This window comes from Pseudomonas sp. SWRI81, assembly GCF_014268545.1.
Lineage (GTDB): Bacteria > Pseudomonadota > Gammaproteobacteria > Pseudomonadales > Pseudomonadaceae > Aquipseudomonas > Aquipseudomonas hamedanensis.
The window spans coordinates 23,861-42,579 of the sequence record NZ_JABWQS010000028.1 but is presented as its reverse complement, the minus strand read 5'-3'; the positions used below and the strand labels follow the sequence as shown (position 1 = coordinate 42,579).

The 18,719-nt window shown below is 60.6% G+C and carries 14 protein-coding genes; 5 read left to right on the top strand and 9 right to left on the bottom strand.

The genetic code is table 11. The features are described 5' to 3' along the window. Position 1 precedes the first annotated feature (1 nt). Together HU765_RS17790 and HU765_RS17785 are read left to right on the top strand one after the other, a co-directional pair. Complete coding sequence (locus HU765_RS17790; RefSeq protein WP_186622005.1) at positions 2-1,123, top strand: ATP-binding cassette domain-containing protein; 1,122 nt, start codon at positions 2-4, stop codon at positions 1,121-1,123. Continuing rightward, positions 1,113-1,757 carry a methionine ABC transporter permease gene (locus tag HU765_RS17785; protein ID WP_034151854.1) on the top strand — a complete coding sequence of 215 codons (645 nt, stop codon included), beginning with the start codon at positions 1,113-1,115 and terminating at the stop codon, positions 1,755-1,757. The genes HU765_RS17790 and HU765_RS17785 overlap by 11 nt, the downstream gene beginning before the upstream one ends. A 66-nt stretch (positions 1,758-1,823) precedes the next feature. Here the strand turns inward: HU765_RS17785 and HU765_RS17780 are convergent, their stop codons facing one another. Beyond that, complete coding sequence (locus HU765_RS17780) at positions 1,824-4,589, bottom strand: RHS repeat protein (RefSeq protein ID WP_186622003.1); 2,766 nt, start codon at positions 4,587-4,589, stop codon at positions 1,824-1,826. A 508-nt stretch (positions 4,590-5,097) separates the two neighbouring features. On the opposite strand from HU765_RS17780, the gene HU765_RS17775 reads away from it, so the two are divergent. Both HU765_RS17775 and HU765_RS17770 read left to right on the top strand, forming a co-directional pair. Next, the gene (locus HU765_RS17775; protein WP_186551523.1) at positions 5,098-5,454 is read left to right on the top strand and encodes a hypothetical protein; all 357 of its coding nucleotides are present in this window, start codon (positions 5,098-5,100) and stop codon (positions 5,452-5,454) included. 137 nt (positions 5,455-5,591) lie between these two features. Continuing rightward, the gene (locus HU765_RS17770; RefSeq protein ID WP_186622001.1) at positions 5,592-6,218 is read left to right on the top strand and encodes a class I SAM-dependent methyltransferase; all 627 of its coding nucleotides are present in this window, start codon (positions 5,592-5,594) and stop codon (positions 6,216-6,218) included. A 1-nt stretch (position 6,219) separates the two neighbouring features. Here the strand turns inward: HU765_RS17770 and HU765_RS17765 are convergent, their stop codons facing one another. The 4 genes from HU765_RS17765 to HU765_RS17750 all read right to left on the bottom strand — a co-directional run bounded on the left by HU765_RS17765 (position 6,220) and on the right by HU765_RS17750 (position 13,782). Beyond that, positions 6,220-8,469 carry a glycoside hydrolase gene (locus tag HU765_RS17765; RefSeq protein WP_186621999.1) on the bottom strand — a complete coding sequence of 750 codons (2,250 nt, stop codon included), beginning with the start codon at positions 8,467-8,469 and terminating at the stop codon, positions 6,220-6,222. Positions 8,470-8,558: 89 nt separating this feature from the next. After that, positions 8,559-11,621 carry an efflux RND transporter permease subunit gene (locus HU765_RS17760; RefSeq protein ID WP_186621997.1) on the bottom strand — a complete coding sequence of 1,021 codons (3,063 nt, stop codon included), beginning with the start codon at positions 11,619-11,621 and terminating at the stop codon, positions 8,559-8,561. After that, a complete protein-coding gene (locus HU765_RS17755; protein WP_186621995.1) occupies positions 11,618-12,682 on the bottom strand; it encodes an efflux RND transporter periplasmic adaptor subunit in 1,065 nt (354 codons plus the stop codon). The genes HU765_RS17760 and HU765_RS17755 overlap by 4 nt, the downstream gene beginning before the upstream one ends. After that, positions 12,679-13,782 (bottom strand): efflux RND transporter periplasmic adaptor subunit, encoded by a 1,104-nt coding sequence (locus tag HU765_RS17750; RefSeq protein ID WP_186621993.1) that lies wholly within the window; start codon positions 13,780-13,782, stop codon positions 12,679-12,681. Before HU765_RS17750 ends, HU765_RS17755 begins: the two co-directional genes overlap by 4 nt. A 222-nt stretch (positions 13,783-14,004) precedes the next feature. On the opposite strand from HU765_RS17750, the gene HU765_RS17745 reads away from it, so the two are divergent. After that, positions 14,005-15,165 (top strand): AAA family ATPase, encoded by a 1,161-nt coding sequence (locus HU765_RS17745; RefSeq protein WP_186621991.1) that lies wholly within the window; start codon positions 14,005-14,007, stop codon positions 15,163-15,165. A gap of 111 nt (positions 15,166-15,276) precedes the next feature. On the opposite strand, the gene HU765_RS17740 is transcribed toward HU765_RS17745, so the two are convergent. From HU765_RS17740 to HU765_RS17725, 4 genes are read right to left on the bottom strand one after another with little or no spacing between them, the layout of a single operon-like run. Then, the gene (locus HU765_RS17740) at positions 15,277-16,149 is read right to left on the bottom strand and encodes a transporter substrate-binding domain-containing protein (RefSeq protein WP_186621989.1); all 873 of its coding nucleotides are present in this window, start codon (positions 16,147-16,149) and stop codon (positions 15,277-15,279) included. Beyond that, on the bottom strand, positions 16,146-16,928 hold the full coding sequence (locus HU765_RS17735) for an amino acid ABC transporter ATP-binding protein (RefSeq protein WP_186621987.1): 783 nt from the start codon (positions 16,926-16,928) through the stop codon (positions 16,146-16,148). The genes HU765_RS17740 and HU765_RS17735 overlap by 4 nt, the downstream gene beginning before the upstream one ends. Then, positions 16,925-17,584, bottom strand: a complete 660-nt coding sequence (locus HU765_RS17730) for an amino acid ABC transporter permease (RefSeq protein WP_099757697.1) — start codon at positions 17,582-17,584, stop codon at positions 16,925-16,927. The genes HU765_RS17735 and HU765_RS17730 overlap by 4 nt, the downstream gene beginning before the upstream one ends. Then, positions 17,565-18,230 (bottom strand): amino acid ABC transporter permease, encoded by a 666-nt coding sequence (locus HU765_RS17725; protein WP_186621985.1) that lies wholly within the window; start codon positions 18,228-18,230, stop codon positions 17,565-17,567. Before HU765_RS17725 ends, HU765_RS17730 begins: the two co-directional genes overlap by 20 nt. Positions 18,231-18,719 lie beyond the last annotated feature (489 nt).

Here is an 18,719-nt window from a genome sequence, read left to right as displayed (position 1 = left end):
CATGACGGCCGCGATCCAACGGCGACTGGCCATTCCAGAGCCACACAACGCTGAAAAAACCGAGCTTCATCCTGAACTCAATCGCGCCCATGTGCGCTTCATCGGCCTGGGCAAAACCTATAACGGTCGGCAAGGCCCGGTCGCGGCATTGCAGGGCGTCGATCTGGCGATTCAGCGCGGTGAAGTGTTCGGCATCATCGGCCGCAGCGGCGCTGGCAAATCGTCGCTGATCCGCACGATCAATCGTCTCGAACAACCGACCTCGGGCCGGGTGTTGATCGATCAGGTGGACATCGGCAAATTCGATGAAGACCGACTCGTCGCATTGCGCCGGCGTATCGGCATGATCTTCCAGCATTTCAATCTGATGTCGGCCAAGACCGTTTGGCAAAACGTCGAATTGCCGCTGAAAGTGGCGGGCGTGCCGAAAGAGCAACGCGAGAAAAAGGTCCGCGAATTGCTCGAGCTGGTTGGCCTGCAAAGCAAGCACAAGGCCTATCCGGCGCAACTGTCGGGCGGGCAGAAGCAGCGGGTCGGCATCGCCCGCGCGCTGGTGCATGACCCGGACATTTTGCTGTGCGACGAAGCCACTTCAGCGCTGGATCCGGAAACCACGCAATCGATCCTCGGCCTGCTGCGCGAGATCAACAAACGCCTGGGTCTGACCATCGTCTTGATCACCCATGAAATGGCGGTGATCCGTGAAATCTGCGACCGCGTGGTCGTGCTTGAGCACGGCCGTATCGTCGAGCAAGGCCCGGTCTGGGAAGTGTTTGGCAATCCGCAGCACGAGGTCAGCCAGACCTTGCTCGCACCGCTGCAACACGCGTTGCCGGAGGAGTTGCAGAGCCGTTTGCTGACGCAGCCAACCTCTTGCGAAGCGGCTGTGGTGTTGCGCTTGCAGTTCACTGGCAGTGCCGCTGATGAACCGGATCTGGCCGCATTATTTGCGGCGCTGGGTGGCCAGGTGAAGCTGCTTCACGGCGGCGTTGAGCGCATTCAGGGCCATGCGCTCGGGCAACTGTTGTTGGCCGTCAGCGGCTCATCGCTCGACGCCGGACAATTGCGCGAACGCGCCGGGCAGTGGGCGCAACGGGTGGAGGTACTGGGCTATGTGGTTTGATCGCTTGCTGCAGGGTTTTATCGATACGTTTTTGATGGTCGGCGTGTCTTCACTGATCGCGCTGCTGGTGGGGATTCCCATGGCAGTGATTCTGGTCACCAGCGACAAGGGCGGCATCTACGAGGCGCCGGTGCTGAACCGTGCGCTGGGCGCCTTCGTCAATCTGTTCCGCTCGATCCCGTTCCTGATTCTGATGGTTGCGCTGATTCCGTTCACCCGCTTGATCGTCGGTACCACTTACGGTGTGTGGGCGGCGGTGGTGCCGCTGACCATTGCCGCGACGCCATTTTTTGCACGGATTGCCGAAGTCAGTCTGCGCGAGGTAGACCATGGTCTGATCGAGGCCGCGCAGGCGATGGGCTGCCGGCGCTGGCATATCGTCTGGCATGTGTTGTTGCCTGAGGCATTGCCGGGGATTGTCGGTGGTTTCACCATTACCCTGGTGACGATGATCAACTCCTCGGCCATGGCCGGTGCGATTGGTGCGGGCGGTTTGGGTGATATCGCTTATCGCTACGGCTATCAACGTTTTGACAGCCAGATCATGTTGACGGTGATCGTGTTGCTGGTGGCGTTAGTGGCGGTGATCCAGTTGGGTGGGGATCGGTTGGCGCGGGGGTTGAACAAGCGTTGAGTCCATACTTAATCAGCGCAAGGGAATGCTGCCCTCTTGCGCTGATAGCATTCACCGCAGCAAAGGTTAGCGAGAAAACAAACGCTGGAAAAAGGAGGATTTGCTGGTTTTGGGTTGGGTGGATGGCTCTGGATTGCTTGCGGTCAGTGAGGACGACATGGGCGCCGATACGGGTTCGGCCGCCAGCACGGAACGTTTCATATAGATTTCCTGAGCGCTCAGCCCTGTCGCGTCCATCTCGAAGATGAGGCCAAGCGCTTTACTGTTTTCCCAAAGCGCCTTGGCAGCCTCCCATACACCATGCTCCTTCAAGTATCCGATAAGACCTCGATAATCGTGTTTGAATCGATTGACAAGAATTGAATACTGCTCGGGGGAATCAATCGAATCCATTCGCAGTGCCGAACCAAAACCCAGGCTTTCAGGAACCGTGACAAATCTGACCGACTGGGCCGGTGCGATTTCACTAACCAGCGCTTCATGGCCAACAGAAGGCTCCGGCTTGTAATGGCCAGAACTATTGTCGATGGTAAATCCTGCGGTATTCAGCGGGTCGATTTTCAATATGCCCGCAAACTCCGGCAACCCCATACCCGGCTGTATGCCCATATGTTGTTGATACATATTGGCAAAGAGACGAAGCCTCCCGGTTTGATCGCGGAACAGGGCTACTGCATCACCGAATGCCGTCGGTGTCCAGACTGAGGACTCTCCCTCATAAGCTTCCATACCCCGCCCATAAACCACGCCGGTGCTCGCGAACGATTGTGCTTCGTCGTTCCAGATCAGTTCTTCAAACCATCCCGTCTCAATGCTCTTGGCCATAGGGTTGACGATATCGCTGATGAAAACATCTGCCGGAATTTTTACCGTGCCTTGCCAGTCGTAAAAGCTGACGGGGTTATTTCCCACCATCGTATAGCGATTCAGCCCATCAGCTTTTCCTGCCGGGTCGGGACATATCCAGCGCTGCAGCCATGGCGCGAAGTATCGATATCCATAGTAATAAAGTCCGGTAGCGTCGAATTCCCGGCCCGAATAACGGGTTGTCTTGTGCTTTACCGTCAGTGCATCTCTGCCGGCCCAGCACGCCGTACCGCCATACGGGTAAAAGTGCTCCTGACTGAGAAGCCCGGCAGACTCATCCAATTCCAAAGTGCTGGAGCCGAGATGATCGCCAAGGCTATAACACTGCTGATCAATTTCATCGCCATCAGGCCAATGGAGCAGGCGCACCTGATTACGCCCTGTCTCGATACTGATTACATGCCATTCTCGACCATCCGCCCCGCGGTGGACCTCAAGGTTTGGCAGATAGCGCACTTCCGCTCGACGCATCTTCCCGGATGCTTGAATGACATGGGTCTTGCGCAGCCGATGACCCGGTTCACTGCAGCGATAACATTCGTAGTCATCGGTCTTATTCCCGCGGTTGACCAGCGCAACCCGAGTTAGCTCATTACGGACATTCCACGTCATGGCCTGACCACGTTGCAACTCGAGCTGATTACCCGCCGCATCAAATCCCAGCGCTATCTCCGCTTCCCCGGGCAAAGAACCATCGTCGCGCTGCGCCAGGCTCCGATTGCTGTGATGGGAGGTGTACATCGAAAACCCCGGCGCACCGCTGTGGTGGCGGGTGATCAGATTACCCGCTGCGTCGTAATCGATTTTTTGCGTGTAGTTGCGCCGTTGATTGGGGTCCAGCGGCGTTGGCAGAAGATCCGGTAAAGCCGGGCCATGGCTCGGCTTGCTGACCTCCCAACCGCTGGCCTCGACCAGCTGATAAAGGCTGTCGTAGCGATACCGACTGACCGGATCGATACGCTGATTGTTGAACAAGGACACGACTTGAGTCTTGTCTTCCAGGCTGATGATGTTGCCAACCGGATCGTAGACATAATTCAGATCCTGCAACGCAGGTCGCGCGCCGATACTGGCGAGCAGTCTGAGCAACCGGCCGTCAGCGCGGCTGTATTCGGCACGGGCGATGACGCCGTTGCCGGCCGTCTCACTTTCGATCTGACCCTGCGCGTTGTAGCGAATGGCACTGACCAGACACGTCGGCTGCCTGCCGTCGCCGGCCTGCAACAGCCAGGTCGCGCAAGACTGCCCGGCCACGTTGTAATGCTGCGTGCTGAGGTTGCCCATCGCGTCGGTGTGATGCTGCAAGTCGCCTGTCGGATTGAACGTCTGCCGGGTGATGTAGGTTGTTTTCTCGAGGTAGTCATCCCGCCGATCGGGTTCGATTGGCCAGTCAGGCGTCTCCAGCTCAATCAAAAAACGTCGCGACTCCACCAGCACTGCGCCGCCGAGGCCGTAGTCATCGAAGTGCCGATTGCCGGCCGGGTCATCGTGGCGGATCGGACGGCCGCATTGATTGTGCTGGGCGCAATCATCCGTGGCGCTGCCATAATTCCAGCGCTCGACCACGCAGGACTGCCCGTCATGCGTTTGCTCAGTCAGCGCCAGCGGACGCTGCAGATCATCGTATTGGCGATGACTCTGGCTACCACGCGCATCCCAGTCAGAACAAACCGACCCCGCTTCATTCAACAGCCGCACCTGCCAGCCAGCGTCAACGCTGTCTGTGAACAATGCCTGGCCACTCAATGCGTAGCTTGTGGTCAGATTCGGCTTCGGCGCAACGCCCCACAACCGCGGATCCCACGACGCCACCTGACGCCCCACGTCATCAAACACCTGCCGGGTGATGCGCGCGTCGATGTCGGGTTTGTCCGGATGCCGACAATAGGCAACGCTACGAATTGCCAATGCGCGCGGGTCAATGACCGACAAGGTCGGCGTGGTGGTGTCGCGGCGAGTGTTCACGGCTACGCGAGTCCTCGGGTCAGTGTCCCCATACTGAGCCGGTTTTCCGTGGTTCGATACTGTAAGAACTAACAGGTGCTAAGCTGCGTGCAACGCGATGGCTCATAGCCACTGAACTCATCTGATGACGTCGCTGGTTACGAATAAAAGGCAAGATCCTTGGTGAAAACCAGACATTTCCCACAGGTAATTTTCCGTTTCACCGGGCATGACCACCGCCCTTTGCAGGACGATTCCTAGATTATTTTCGACGCTTGTGCCCGAAATATCCCGTAGCTAATCTCCGACCGTCACTGTTCGGCAGTGACCGGGTGTAGTCGCTCGGATTCGCTGGGCGTGCAGTCAGACCTGACATCAGCAGAGAGTTTTCATCTGATGGATGGCGGCTGGGCGCGGGGCACTTTCAAGTGCGCCGATGCTTGTGATCAGCGACTGACCCGCGTGCAGCCGCCGCCTGCTCGTTTAGTCGCGAAATGGTTGGCTCCCACTTGAAGTCAGGAGTTTACCTATGGAAAAACATCTTCCCGATCCTCCGTTCAACCTTGCCTCTCACCAGAACTTTACTGCGGATCTGCTCAAGGATCGCTCCGCCCTTTGCCGAGCAGTGGACACCCATCTGGCCGGCAACCCCATGAACCTGCCAGGGCAAAAACGCGTGTACAGCATCAGCAATGATGTATCGCTGGAGGACGCCCAGTTGTATGTCGCCGACCTGCTGCGCTGCGCCTCGGTGACTGTGCACCAGTGTGGCGATCATCTCGGAGGCGAAGATCGGGCCATGGTGTTCTCGGTCTGGCATTTGCTGGAGATGGCCAAGGCGATGGTCGATCGCTCGATCGACTGTCTGGAGATGAAGCGCAACTGAAACCGGCCCTGAGGATCGCAGACCTGGGCAGCACCAGCAGAGCTTGCAAGGGCCCCGTTGGCGCTGCCCAAGTCGGCGATCTTTCAAGCGCGAAAACGCTTATAGTCAGGCCTGACTTCGCCGACACAGCCCCGATCATGAAACAGACGCCTACCGACCTCGAACAGATTACCGCCACGACCCTAAGCCACTACAACTCAGTGGCCGAAGACTTCCGTGAAGGCACCCGCGACCACGACGTCAGCCAGAACATCGATGCGTTGCTGCGCCACATCAGGTCGCAGGCGCCGTTCACGATCCTCGATTTCGGCTGCGGCCCGGGGCGCGACTTGCAGACGTTCACGCGAATGGGGCATGTCGCCGTCGGTCTCGACGGTTCGCTGGAATTCGCGCGGATGGCCCGCGAGGACAGCGGTTGCGAGGTCTGGCAGCAGGACTTCCTCAAGCTGGACTTGCCGACCGCGCGCTTCGACGGCGTCTTCGCCAACGCCACGCTGTTTCATGTGCCCTCGCAGGCGTTGCCGCAGGTGCTCAAGCAATTGCACGGCACGCTGAAAGCCGATGGCGTGTTGTTCAGTTCCAATCCGCGCGGGGACAATCGTGAGGGCTGGAACGGCCCGCGATACGGCGCCTACCACGACCTTGAAGCCTGGCGTCGATTGCTGACGGATGCCGGGTTTGTCGAACTGGAGCACTATTACCGTCCCGCCGGTCTGCCCCGCGAGCAGCAACCGTGGCTGGCCAGCGTCTGGCGCAAGGTCTGACCTACGGCGCGGCGAGCGCTTCGTAACGGCTGACCGAACCTTGCGGTGTCAGCGCCATCACGCTATGCCCGGGCAGCATCTGCCCCTCCAGTTCACGCGGGACGGCGTCAAAGTTGGCGATCAGTCGCGTGCCGTCCTCGAACGTGGTCCGCTGCACTTTTCTGTCCTCGCTCAGCCACTCGAAAGCACTGAGCGCCTGGGTCGCCAGTCGCTCGTGCAGCGGACGGAAAAACCGCTCCTGACGCGCAATCAACGGCAACCGCTGCGCAAGCGTCGTTGCACTCAGGTGATACAGCGGTGGCACGTTGTAGAGCAGCTGCGCGAGTTCGTTTTCGATGCGCACGTTGCTCAATTTCAGGCTGTCGAACAGCCAGTGATGGCTAGTAATGATCGATCCGTGAAACACCGTTTGGTACAGCGGTAAACGGTTCTCGGGTTCAAAGTGAATGCGCCGATACGACGCCTTCACCGGCACCGGCTTGAAGAACACTGCCGGTTGTTCCGGTGGATACCACTGACCGACGAAGAACGGCGAGCCGGGTTCTTGCATCTCGCCATCGCCCCAACCGATCACCGGCGTCTGCATGCCATGGGCAAACAGCAGGCCACGGGCGGTGGTCGCGTTGCCGCCCTCGGAACCGCTCGGCATTCGCAGGGTTTCGTTGAGCCAGCGGGAGGCCGCGACATTGCCTTCGGCGTTCTGCGCCTGGGTCAGGGGCGCGTCGGAACGATAGCTGTCGAACACCATGCCCGCGGCGTAAGCATCGAGAAACCAGCTGTTGAACCCGGCAGCCTGCTGGATGGCGCGCACGCGTTGCTCCAGTAGCGGTCGCACGCACCGCGGATCGATGTAGTGGCCCGCCTGTTGAAAACCGCGTTTCAGCGCACCGCCCTCCAACACAATTGCGCAATCGCGGTTTGCCCGGTCGCCCAGGTGCGCAGTGGTCCAGTCCGGGTTTTCGTCACCGCGCAACGCTGTCTCGTAAGAGTCGTACGGCGCGATCAGATAGCCCGCCTTTACCGCAGCGCGAACCGCTTGCGGATGCCACAGCCCGCCCTCCCAGCCTTCGCCGAGTCCCAACCACAAACGCGACAGCCCGGCGTCCTGCAGTTGCTGGATGGTACGTTGCGACAAGGTGCTGCCCCAGCGCGTCGAGTCGGACGTCAGCGCATTCGCCAAGGCACTGGCCAGTTGCGCGCGCACCTCGGCGTAACTGTTGACCAGCGCCGACATGTCCGGGACCGCTTGAGCCTGCCAGGTCTTGCGTGCCTGGGTGTTCAATGCCTGGTTGAGACTGCGCAACAGCAGGCTCTGCTGATAGCGGTTGAGCAAGGTCTCGCTCGCGATCAGTCGCAGCGCTTCAGCATCCATTGCGGCGCGCAGCTCGCCGGCAAGCGGCGCCGAACCACGCAAACGGGCGAGCAGCAGCGGCCAATTGCGCACGTCGTCCGGCCCCAACAGGCCGTTGCCCCACAAGTAGACGTGGCTGGCGCCCAGCAGCTTGCGGGCCTGCGGGGTTTTCGCGAGCTTGTCCTGCAAGGTTTCGTACTGGCCACTGTCGATCAGCCATTGCTTGTAGCGTCGAGCGCCGGCCAACGGTTCGCCAGTGCCGAGGAACAGGCGGAACGTCAGCGGCCTTGAGGGTTCAAGCGAGGTAAAGCGATGCCGCGCCGATAACGCCAGCGCATCGCCGTCCGTGGTGAAGCGCAGCTGATTGTTATAAGGCTCGGTCATCAGCCAGTGCAGGCTGAACCCGGCATGCGCCATCCCCCACAGCGGCAGGCTCAGGTCCTGGATGGTATCGAGTGCGCCTTGGTTGATCAGAAACCGGCGCCAGACGGGATCGCCACGGGGCACGTAATGCCCTTCGGCAAGCGGCCAGATCAGTGCCTGGCCCATCGCACTGCCGGGCTGATGCAAAAACTCTAGTTCGGAAGGTGTCCGCGCGGTGATCGAGAACGACACCTCGCGCTGGTCCAGCTCGACACTGAGCGCCCAGACACCCCCGCCCCACTGCCAGTCGAGGCGGTTGTCGCGCCTGTTCAGTTGGCTGACCGTGTGCCGCAGCCCACCGGTCGAGGCCTGCACGGCGGGGCGGCCGGTGGGTTCGACACGTACCGCCAATGTTGCCGGATCGACCGCGACTCGCCACAGCGCGTTTTCCAGCAGGACTTCGGCCAGCGATGACGGCGACAGACTCAGGCCCGCCAGCAGCAGGAGATGGCGCAAGCAGCCAGCAACGGTCGACATCGGACGTCCCTCCTCAAATGAAGGAGGGACGTTAACCCAAGCCGTTGCTGCTGTAAGTCAGACCATTCCCAAAGATGCGTGGCCCGCCATCACCGCGCCGCCTGCTCGTCCTTCTGCGGTTCGCGGATCTTGTACCAGGCCACATACAGCGCCGGCAGGAACAACAGCGTCAGCAGCGTTGCCACCACGATCCCGCCAATCATGGCGTAGGCCATCGGCCCCCAGAACACTTCCCGGGCGATCGGGATCATGCCCATGCTCGCGGCCGCCGCGGTCAGCAGGATCGGCCGGCGCCGGTGTTCAGTCGCTTCCACCACCGCATCCCAGGGCGCATAGCCTTTCTGTTCGAACTCATCGATCTGCGTCACCAGAATCACCGAGTTGCGGATGATGATGCCGATCAGCGCGAGAATCCCCAGGATCGCCACAAAACCCATCGGCGTACCGGTCGGCACCAGCGCCAGCACCACGCCAATCAGCCCCAGCGGCGCGACACTGGCCACCAGGAACATCTTCTGCACGCTGTGCAACTGGATCATCAGGAAGGTCGCCATCAGAAACAGCATCAACGGCAGAACCTTGGCAATCGGCCCCTGGGCCTTGCCGCTCTCCTCGACCGTGCCGCCCGTGGCGACCTTGTAACCGACCGGCAATTTGGCCGCGAAGGCGTCGATCGACGGCTTGAGCAGTTTCACCAGATCGGTCGGCTGGATCTCGTCACGCACCGACGCCTTGATGGTGATGGTCGGCAAGCGATCGCGACGCCACACCAGCGGCTGCTCCAGTTCATAGCGCACGGTGGCGAACGCCAGCAGCGGAATCGAGGTGCCGCTCGGCGTGACGATTTGCAGGTTTTGCAGGGTCTCCGGCGTCCCGCGCTCGGCATCCACCGCACGGCCGACGACGTTGATCAGGTAGATGTCGTCATCGACCTGGGTCAAGGGTGCGCCGCTGACGATGCTGTTCATCAGGTTCGCCACGTCTTCGGACGACAGCCCGAGCTGGCGTGCCTTGTCCTGGGCAATGTCGATGCGCAGGACCTTGCCCGGCTCGTTCCAGTCGTAAATGATCTCGCCGATGTGCGGGTTTTTGTCCAGTTCGGTCGCCAGATCGATGGCGTGCCTGCGCACCTGATCGACGTCCTTGCCGCTGACCCGGTACTGGATCGGGCGGCCCACTGGCGGGCCCATTTCCAGCGCCTGCACGTAGCTGCCGATGCCGACGAAGTCTTTGTGCAGACGCTCGCGCAGGCGCTGGCTCAACGCCTCGCGCGCTTCGAAATCCTTGCTGACGATCACCAGTTGCGCGTAGTACGGGTTTTGCAATTGCTGGTCGAGGGGCAGGTAGAAACGGATCGCGCCCTGGCCGATGTAAGTGCTCCAGCGCACGATGTCCGGATCGCCCTTGAGGGTCGCTTCGAGCTTGTCCACTGCTTTGCGGGTTTCGTCGATCGAAGCGTTTTGCGGCAGGTTCAGGTCAACCAGAATCTCCGGACGGTCCGAGGCCGGGAAGAACTGGTTCTGCACAAAGCGCATGCAAAAGACCGCCAGCACGAACAACAGCACGGTAATGCCGATGGCCCACCAGCGATTGCGCATGGCCCACAACAGACCGCCATTGAACGCGCGACCGATGCGCCCCGGCTCGGCAGCGTGCGGCTTCACATTGGCGCTGAGGATGTGCACACCAATCACTGGCGCAAAGAACACCGCCACCACCCACGAGACGATCATCGCCACCGCGATCACCGCAAACAGGGTGTAGGTGTATTCACCGGCGGAGCTGGCGTTGAGGCCGATGGGCACGAAACCGGCGACGGTCACCAGCGTACCGGTGAGCATCGGGAAGGCCGTCGAGGTGTAGGCGAACGTCGCCGCCTGCTCCTTGCTCTCGCCCATTTCCAGGCGCGTGACCATCATTTCCACGGTGATCATCGCGTCGTCCACCAGCAGACCAAGGGCGATGATCAGCGCGCCGAGGGAAATCCGCTGCATGGTGATGCCGCTGTATTCCATGAACACAAACACCATCGCCAGCACCAGCGGGATCGAGCAGGCCACCACCAGACCGGCACGTACGCCGAGGCTGATGAAGCTCACCACCAGCACGATGATCACCGCTTCGAACAAGGCGCTGGTGAAACCGCCCACTGCCTCCTCAACCACCACTGCCTGATCGGACACGGTGTGCACGCCGACGCCTACCGGCAGGTCCGCGGTGAGTTGGTCGATGCGCGCGTGCAAAGCCTTGCCGAACTCCTGAACGTTGCCGCCCTTTTGCATGGCTATCGCCAGGCCAATGGCCGGCTTGCCGTCGAAACGAAATTCCGGCGTTGCCGGATCGACGTAGCCACGGCTGATATCGGCGACATCAGCCAGACGATAAAAACGGTCATTGAGCTTGAGGTTGACCTCGGCCAGATCCTTTTCCGAAGCGAACTGGCCCGAGGTGCGCACGGAAATCCGCTCGGGACCGGCCTCGATCACCCCGGCCGGGGTCACGGCGTTCTGCGATTGCAGGCTTTGCACGACCTGGCGCTGATCAATCCCCAGCGCGGCCAGTTTGCGGGTGGAGAAATTCAGGTAAATGACTTCGTCCTGCTGGCCGACCATTTCGATCTTGCCCAGCCCCGGCACATTGCGAATCTCGGCCCGCGCCTGTTCCACGTAATCGCGCAATTGGCGCATGGTCAGGCCGTCGGCGGTAAAGGCGTACACCGAGCCGTACACGTCACCGAACTCATCGTTGAAGCCCGGCCCTTGAATCCCCTGGGGAAACTGGCCGCGAATGTCGTCGATTTTCTTGCGCACCTGGTACCAGATTTCCGGGATGTCCTTGGCACTGGTGGTGTCGCGCAGGTACACGTACACCGTCGATTCGCCGGGGCGCGTGTAGCTTTTCACGTAGTCGAGGGAGTCGAGTTCCTCGAGTTTTTTCTCGATGCGATCGGTGACCTGCTTGAGGGTTTCCTCCTGAGTCGCGCCCGGCCACTTGGTCTGGATCACCATGGTCTTGATGGTGAATGACGGGTCTTCTTCGCGGCCCAGATTGAAGTAGGAAAACACCCCCATGAGCAATCCGACGAACATCAGATACCAGACGAATGACTGATGCTTGAGGGCCCATTCGGAGAGGTTGAAAGAGCCTTTCATTGACTGTCCTCGTCAAGTTTTACCGATTGTCCGGGTTTGAGACTGTTGACGCCGGCGCTGACCACGCGCTCGCCATCCTTCACACCGCCGGCCAGTACCACGCTGCTGTCGGTGCGGCTGATGACCGTGACGTCGCGAGGGCTGACGGTTTTGCTCTGGGTATCGATCACCCAGATCCGCGCTTTGCCCTCGACCTCCTGCAACGCCGTGGCGGGTAACTCGATACGCGGTTTGATCGCTGAGCTGAGGGTCACACTGATTGCCGTGCCGAGGCGAAAACCGTCCGGTGTATCGGTCAGGGTCAGACGTGCGCGGCGGGTACGCGTGGCGCTCTGTGCCTGGGGTTCGATCTCGCGGATGATCGCCGTGGTGTGGATGCTCGGGTCGAGCTGTGCAGCGACCGAAAACACCACGTCGTCGGGAAGCTGATCGACCAGCGTGTCGGGCAGGTCGATCACCGCCTCCTTGATGTCCGGTTGCGCCAGCGTCACCACTTGCTGCCCCGCCGTCACCACCTGCCCGGCCTCGGCGTTCCAGGCGGTGACCACCGCTTTGTGGTCGGCACGCAGTTCGGTGTAGCTGAGTTGGTCCTTGCTCTGGTTGACCGCCGCGCGTGCCTGGTCCAGGGAAGCCTGGGTAGTTTTCAGATCCGTGTTGGCAACGTCCAGTTGCGCCTGGGCGCCAACGCCGCGATCGAACAGCGCCTGCTGCCGCCGTGCGTTGGCTTGCGCGTTGATCAGTTGCGCCTGGACCCTGGCCAGATCGCCCTGAGCCGAGCGCAACTGGTTTTGCTGATCGGACGGATCGAGGGTCGCAAGCAACGTGCCCTTCTGCACCTCGGCGCCGACATCGACGTTACGACTGGCGATACGCCCGCCGACGCGGAAACCGGTATTGCTTTCGTAGCGCGCCTGGATGCTCCCGGCAAAGCGGCCGAGATTTTCCTCGCTCAAGGCTTCAACCTTGACCGACAGCACCGGCCGCACCGGCTCCGGCGCGGCTTCCTTTTCCGAGCAGGCGGTGAGTATCAGCGCCATGCACAACAGCCCGAAACGCTTCATGGTTGCGCTCCCGGTTGCAAATCCTTGTAAGTGTTTTCAGCGATTTCGACTTTCATCCCCGGGTGCAGCAATTGCCCTCCGGCGACGATGACTTTTTCGCCGCCCTTGAGCCCCTCGCTGATGATGACTTTGCCGGTCAGGTAGCGGCCAACCGTGACGTTGTGCAATTGCGCTTCACCGTTGCCATCGACCAGCCAGACCGCCGGCGCGCTGATGTTCTTCGTCAGTGCCGACCACGGCAATTCGACCGCCGATTTGCCTGAGCCTTTGGCCGTGGCGCTGACCACTGAGCCGAGCTGCATGCCCGGCGGCAGTTTGTCGAGGCTGACCTTGACCTGCACGGTGCCCGATTGCGCCGATACCGCCGGGGTAATCTCGCGCACGGTGCCGGTGGTTTTGACCTGCGGATTGTCGAGCAGGCTGACCACAATCGAACGCTCTGCCGGGCGCTCGGCGAGCAGCGATTCGTAAACGTTGAACACTGCGTCGCGGTCGCCATCACGGGCCAGGCTGAAGATCGGTGCGGTGGCCTGCACCACCTGGCCCACTTCGGCCTGGCGCTCGGTGATGATCCCCGGCGCATCGGCGATCAACGCGGTATAGCTGAGCTGGTCCCTGGCGTTGGCCAATTGCGCCTGGGCGGCGCTCAATGCGCTCTGGCTGCTGCGCAACGCCGCTTGTGCCGAATCGTATTCGCTTTGGCTGGTGTAGCCCTTGGGCAGGAGTTTTTGCTGACGGACGAACGCCGCCGCTGCCTGCTTCACGCGGGCCTGTTCGGCGACGACCTGGGCCTGGGCGGAATCGACGTTGGTCTGCAAATCTTTCGGGTCGAGTCTGGCCAGCACCTGTTTGGCGGTGACACGGTCGCCGACGTCGACCATGCGCTGGATGATCTTGCCGCCGACGCGAAATGACAATTGCGTCTGCACGCGTGCCTGCACATCACCGGTGAGGGTCACCGCTGCGGCGTAGTTTGCCGGTTCGACCTTTTGCACAAAGACCCTTGGCAAGTATTCCTGAGCAGGTTTCTTGTCGCCGCAAGCGGTGAGCAACGCCATGGCGCTCAACGCCATCAGCACTTTCAATCCGGGACCCGCCATGCACACTCCTTGGCCTGTAATGCTGCTGTCGAGACGATACGACTTCAGAGCTTAGAACAGGGTTCCACGCTTGCCCGTCCTGACACCAGATTTATATCTGCAGGAGCTGCCGCAGGCTGCGATCTTTTGATCTTATTGAAAACAACATCAAAAAATCGCAGCCTTCGCCAGCTCCTACACGGGTATCGTGTGACGGATTCAGCGTATGCGGAGAAGGATTTCATGCTCAACACCCTGGCGGTGGCCAATTACCGCTCGATCAATAAATTGGTGATTCCACTGGGCCGGCTGAACCTGATCACCGGGCCCAACGGCAGTGGCAAGTCCAACCTCTACCGGGCCTTGCGCCTGCTGGCGGAAACCGCGCAGGGTGGCGTGGTCAATGCGCTGGCTCGCGAAGGCGGGCTGGATTCGACGTTCTGGGCCGGGCCGGAAACCCTCAGCCGGCGCATGCGCAGCGGCGAGGTGGCCATCCAGTCCACGGTTCGCCAGAGCGTGAAACGTCTGCGCCTGGGGTTTGCCGGGGAAGATTTCAGTTATTCGATCAGTCTGGGTCTGCCGGAACCAAGCCAGTCCTGTTTTTCACTCGATCCGCAAATCAAGCGCGAATGCATCTGGGCAGGCCCCGTGTTTCGCCCCGCGAGCCTGCTGGTGGACCGCAATGGCCCGATGGTCCGCGCCCGCGCCGAGCGCACATGGGAGGTACTGGCGCAATACACGCCGGACTTCGACAGCCTGTTCGATCAGGTCGGCAGCCTGCGCGGTTCGCCGGAGGTACTTGAATTGCGCGAGTTTATCCGCCGCTGGCGCTTTTACGATCACTTTCGCAGCGACGCCGACGCACCGGTGCGTCAGCCACAACTGGGCACCCGCACGCCGGTGCTGCATCACGACGGCAGGGACCTGGCAGCGGCGTTGCAGACGATTATTGAAATCGGCGATCCGGAAGCGCTACAGGCGGCAATCAGCGATGCCTTCCCCGGCGCGCGCTTGCACATCGCGCCGTTGGCCGGTGGCCGTTTTGCCATCGAGTTTTATCAGGAAGGCTTGCTGCGGCCGTTATCGGCGGCGGAATTGTCAGACGGCACGTTGCGTTACCTGTTGCTGGTCGCGGCATTGCTGACACCGAGACCACCGACACTGATGGTGCTGAACGAACCGGAAACCAGCCTGCATCCGGATCTGCTGCCGGCGCTGGCACGCCTGATCATCCGCGCGTCGCAGCAGTGCCAGGTGTGGGTGGTGTCCCATGCGCGGCGATTGATCTCGGCATTGCAGGAAGATCCGGAATGCAACTGCATCGTGCTGGAGAAGACGCTGGGGCAGACCGGGATTGTCGGCCAGCGGGTGCTGGATGAACCGGCGTGGCATTGGCCGGATTAAGCGGTGGCTGAAAAATTCGCGAGCAGGCTCGCTCCCACAGAAGACCGCGTACCACTGTGGGAGCGAGCCTGCTCGCGAAGGCAATTTCAGCGTCACTACTGAATCAACGGATCAACCCTGCCACTTGCCGCCTTCGACAATCACACTCTCAGGCCGGGTGTCATCACTCAGCTCCTTGCGCACATATTGGTCATACAGCTTGAGCAGATACTTCTCTTCCCCAAGCTTCGCCAGCTCAGCGTTGACCCAATCGCGCAATTCGAGATTGCCTTTCTTCACCGCCGGCGCAATCGGCGCTTCTGCCCCGAGCTTTTCCTCCAGCACGCGATAGCCCGGGTTCTGCTTGGCCCAACTGAACAGCACCAGATTGTCCTGCGCATAGGCATCGCCGCGACCGTTGGCCAAGGCTTGCAGCGACTCGGAATTTTTCTCGAACTTGAGCAACTTCCAGTCCGGGTGGTTTTTGGTCAGCCAGATATCCGCCGTGGTGCCGGTCGTGACAATGGTGGTGCGGGTCGCCAGGTCATCGAGTTTTTTCACCGAGCTGCCCTGCGGTACCAGTGCCTGAACCGCGACCTTGAGGTTCGGGTTGGTAAATTCCACCGCTTCCCGGCGCTCCGGGGTCACGGTCATGTTGGCCAGGATCAGGTCGACCTTGTCGCTTTGCAGAAACGGGATGCGGCTCGCCGGTTCCACGGCCACGAATTCGACCTTGTTCTCATCGCCGAGCAGGTCCTTGGCGAAGCGCCGACCGATGTCGGTATCGAAGCCGACGTAGCGTCCGGCCTCATCGACGAAACCGAACGGTGGCTTGTCGGTGAAGACGCCGACGATCAGTTTGTCGCGGGCTTTGATCTTGTCCAGATAACCCGCCGGGGCCGCACTTTCGCTGGCAACTTTGGGTTTGGGCGGTGCTTCGGTCTTACCGCAACCGGCGAGCAAGGCGAGGCTGAGCAGAGGCATTAAAAAAGCGGCAGTTTTCATAGCGGTTCCAGTTCCTTTGTCGGATTCGTTTTGGGCAGTGTGGCAACGAAGGAGAACTTCTCCAGGAACTGCTGCGCGCGTGCGGTTTGCGGGTTCGTAAAGAAAGTCTCGGGGGGGTTCTGTTCAAGGATGCGCCCGGCATCCATGAACACGATGCGGTCGGCCACCGCGCGGGCGAAGGCCATTTCATGGGTGACGATCAACAGGGTCATGCCCTCGCGGGCCAGGCCCTGAATGACCTGCAGCACTTCCTTGACCATTTCCGGATCGAGGGCGGCGGTGACTTCGTCGAACAGCATCACCCGCGGATTCATGCACAGCGAACGGACGATGGCGATGCGTTGCTGCTGACCGCCGGAGAGCTGGCGCGGGAACGCATCGCGCTTGTCCAGCAGGCCGACGCGCTCCAGCAAGGCTTCGGCCTGCTGTTGCGCTTCGCGACGCTGACGCTTTTGCACCTTGAGCGGACCGAGCAACAGATTGTCGAGCACGCTCATGTGCGGGAACAGGTGGTAACTCTGAAACACCATGCCGATCTGCTGCCGGATGTCGCGCCAGTCGGTGGCCTTATCGAGCAGTTCGCGCCCGGCGAATGTCATGCTGCCGCTGTGCGCCGTTTCCAGGCCGTTGAGGCAGCGCAGCAGGGTACTTTTGCCGCAGCCGCTGGGGCCGAGAATGACGATGACCTCGCCACTCTGCACGCGCAGATCAATGCCGTTGAGCACCTGTTGCTCGCCGTAGAATTTGTTGAAACCGCGAAACTCGATCAATGCGCTCATGCTTGCGTCCAGCGCCGCTCCAGCACGCGCGAGGCGGCCGAGAGCGGGTAGCAGATGAAAAAGAAAAACAGGAACAGCGCGCCGTAGATCAGTACCGATTCGTAGGTGCGCTCGATGATCTGCTGACCGACCTTGATCACGTCGACCACACCGATCAGCACCGCCAGCGAACTGGTCTTGATGATCCGCGTGTAGACGTTGATGGTGGGTGGCGTCATGCGTTTCAGCGCCTGCGGCAGCAGCACGTAGCCGTAAAGCTGCGCGGCGTTCAGGCCAATCGACAGCCCGGCTTCACGCTGCCCGCGCGGCAGGGAATGCAGCGCACCGCGCGCCACTTCGCCGACCTCGCTGGCGCCCCACAGCGACAGCACCAGCACCGCACACCAGAAGCTCGGCAGGCTCAGGCCGAGGAAAATCGGCAGGCCGAAAAACAGCAGGTACAACCAGACCAGCACCGGGATCGCCCGGAACAGCTCCAGGTAAACCCGCAGGATTGCGTTGAGCCAGCGCACATTGAGTGTGCGCAACACGCCATAGAGCACGCCGCCGACGGTACTGATGGCAATGCTCAGAAACGAGATCGACAAGGTTTGCCCGGCGCCCTTGGCCAATTGCGGCAACGACACCCAAAGCAACTCAAGACCCGAACTGGCCATGCTGGAGCCTCCTTTCCAGGCGGCTGAGCAGCAGCGACAGCGGCAGAAACAACAACACGCAGATCAGCGTCAACACGGCGAGCATTTCGTAGGTTTTGTAATAGAGCGCAATGTAGCTCTTGGTGGTGTAGAGAATTTCCGGCACCGCCACCGCCGAGACTACGGTGGTTTCCTTGAGCAGGAATATGAAATTGGCGAACAGCGACGGCAGGCTGAGGATCCCCGCTTGCGGCAGGATCACGTAGCGCAGCAATTGACCGTGGGACAAGCCGATTGACCGGCCGGATTCCAGTTGTGCCTGGGGCACCGCATCGACGCCGGCACGCAGCACTTCGGTGAGATAAGCACCGCCGAGGAAGGTCATGGTGATGATCGCTGCCGTAAACCCGGAGACCTTGATGCCCAGAGCCGGCAGCGCGAAGTAAACGAAAAACAGCTGGATCAGCAATGGCGTATTGCGCGCCAGCTCGACGTACACACCGACCACCCTGTGCAGATAAGGCGTGCGCAACACCAGAATCGTCGCATTGAGCAGCGCCACCAGCAGCGAAGTGCCGATCGCGATGAATCCGACCTGCAGCGTTACGCCTACGGCTTTGAGAAAGGCCGGCAGAGTGCTGAGAATAAACGCGTAATCGAAAGTCATGAAGCGTCCTGACGCCGCTCGGTAAGCGGCGGTGGTGCAATCCATGGACAGCGGGTGGCTGTCCGGCAGGCACTGACTTTATAGGTATAAAAACGGGAATTTAAATACTGTTAAAGCATATTTATATCACCCAAAAAACTATCCTGTGGGTTTGCCGGGAAGGAATAAGAAGGCTATTTTCCTTTTCGCTGTAGGAAGGATCTTTTTTTCAGGAAAGCCCTCCAAGGACGAACAGCTTTTGGCCAGACTCCCGGCCGAACTATCACAAGGAAGAGAATATGGCTGACGTAAAAGCACCCCAGCGCCTGGACCCGCAGGATATTGTGAAGTGGCTGATGGCGTTGCGCCGGGCAGTGAAAGCGCAGGGTCTGAAGTAACGGCCAGATCAAAATCGCAGCGCTCAGCCGGTATTACACATCAATCCGGAAGCTGCGATTTTTTACTTCGAGCGCCGAACAATGTGGCGAGGGAGCTTGCTCCCGCTGGAGG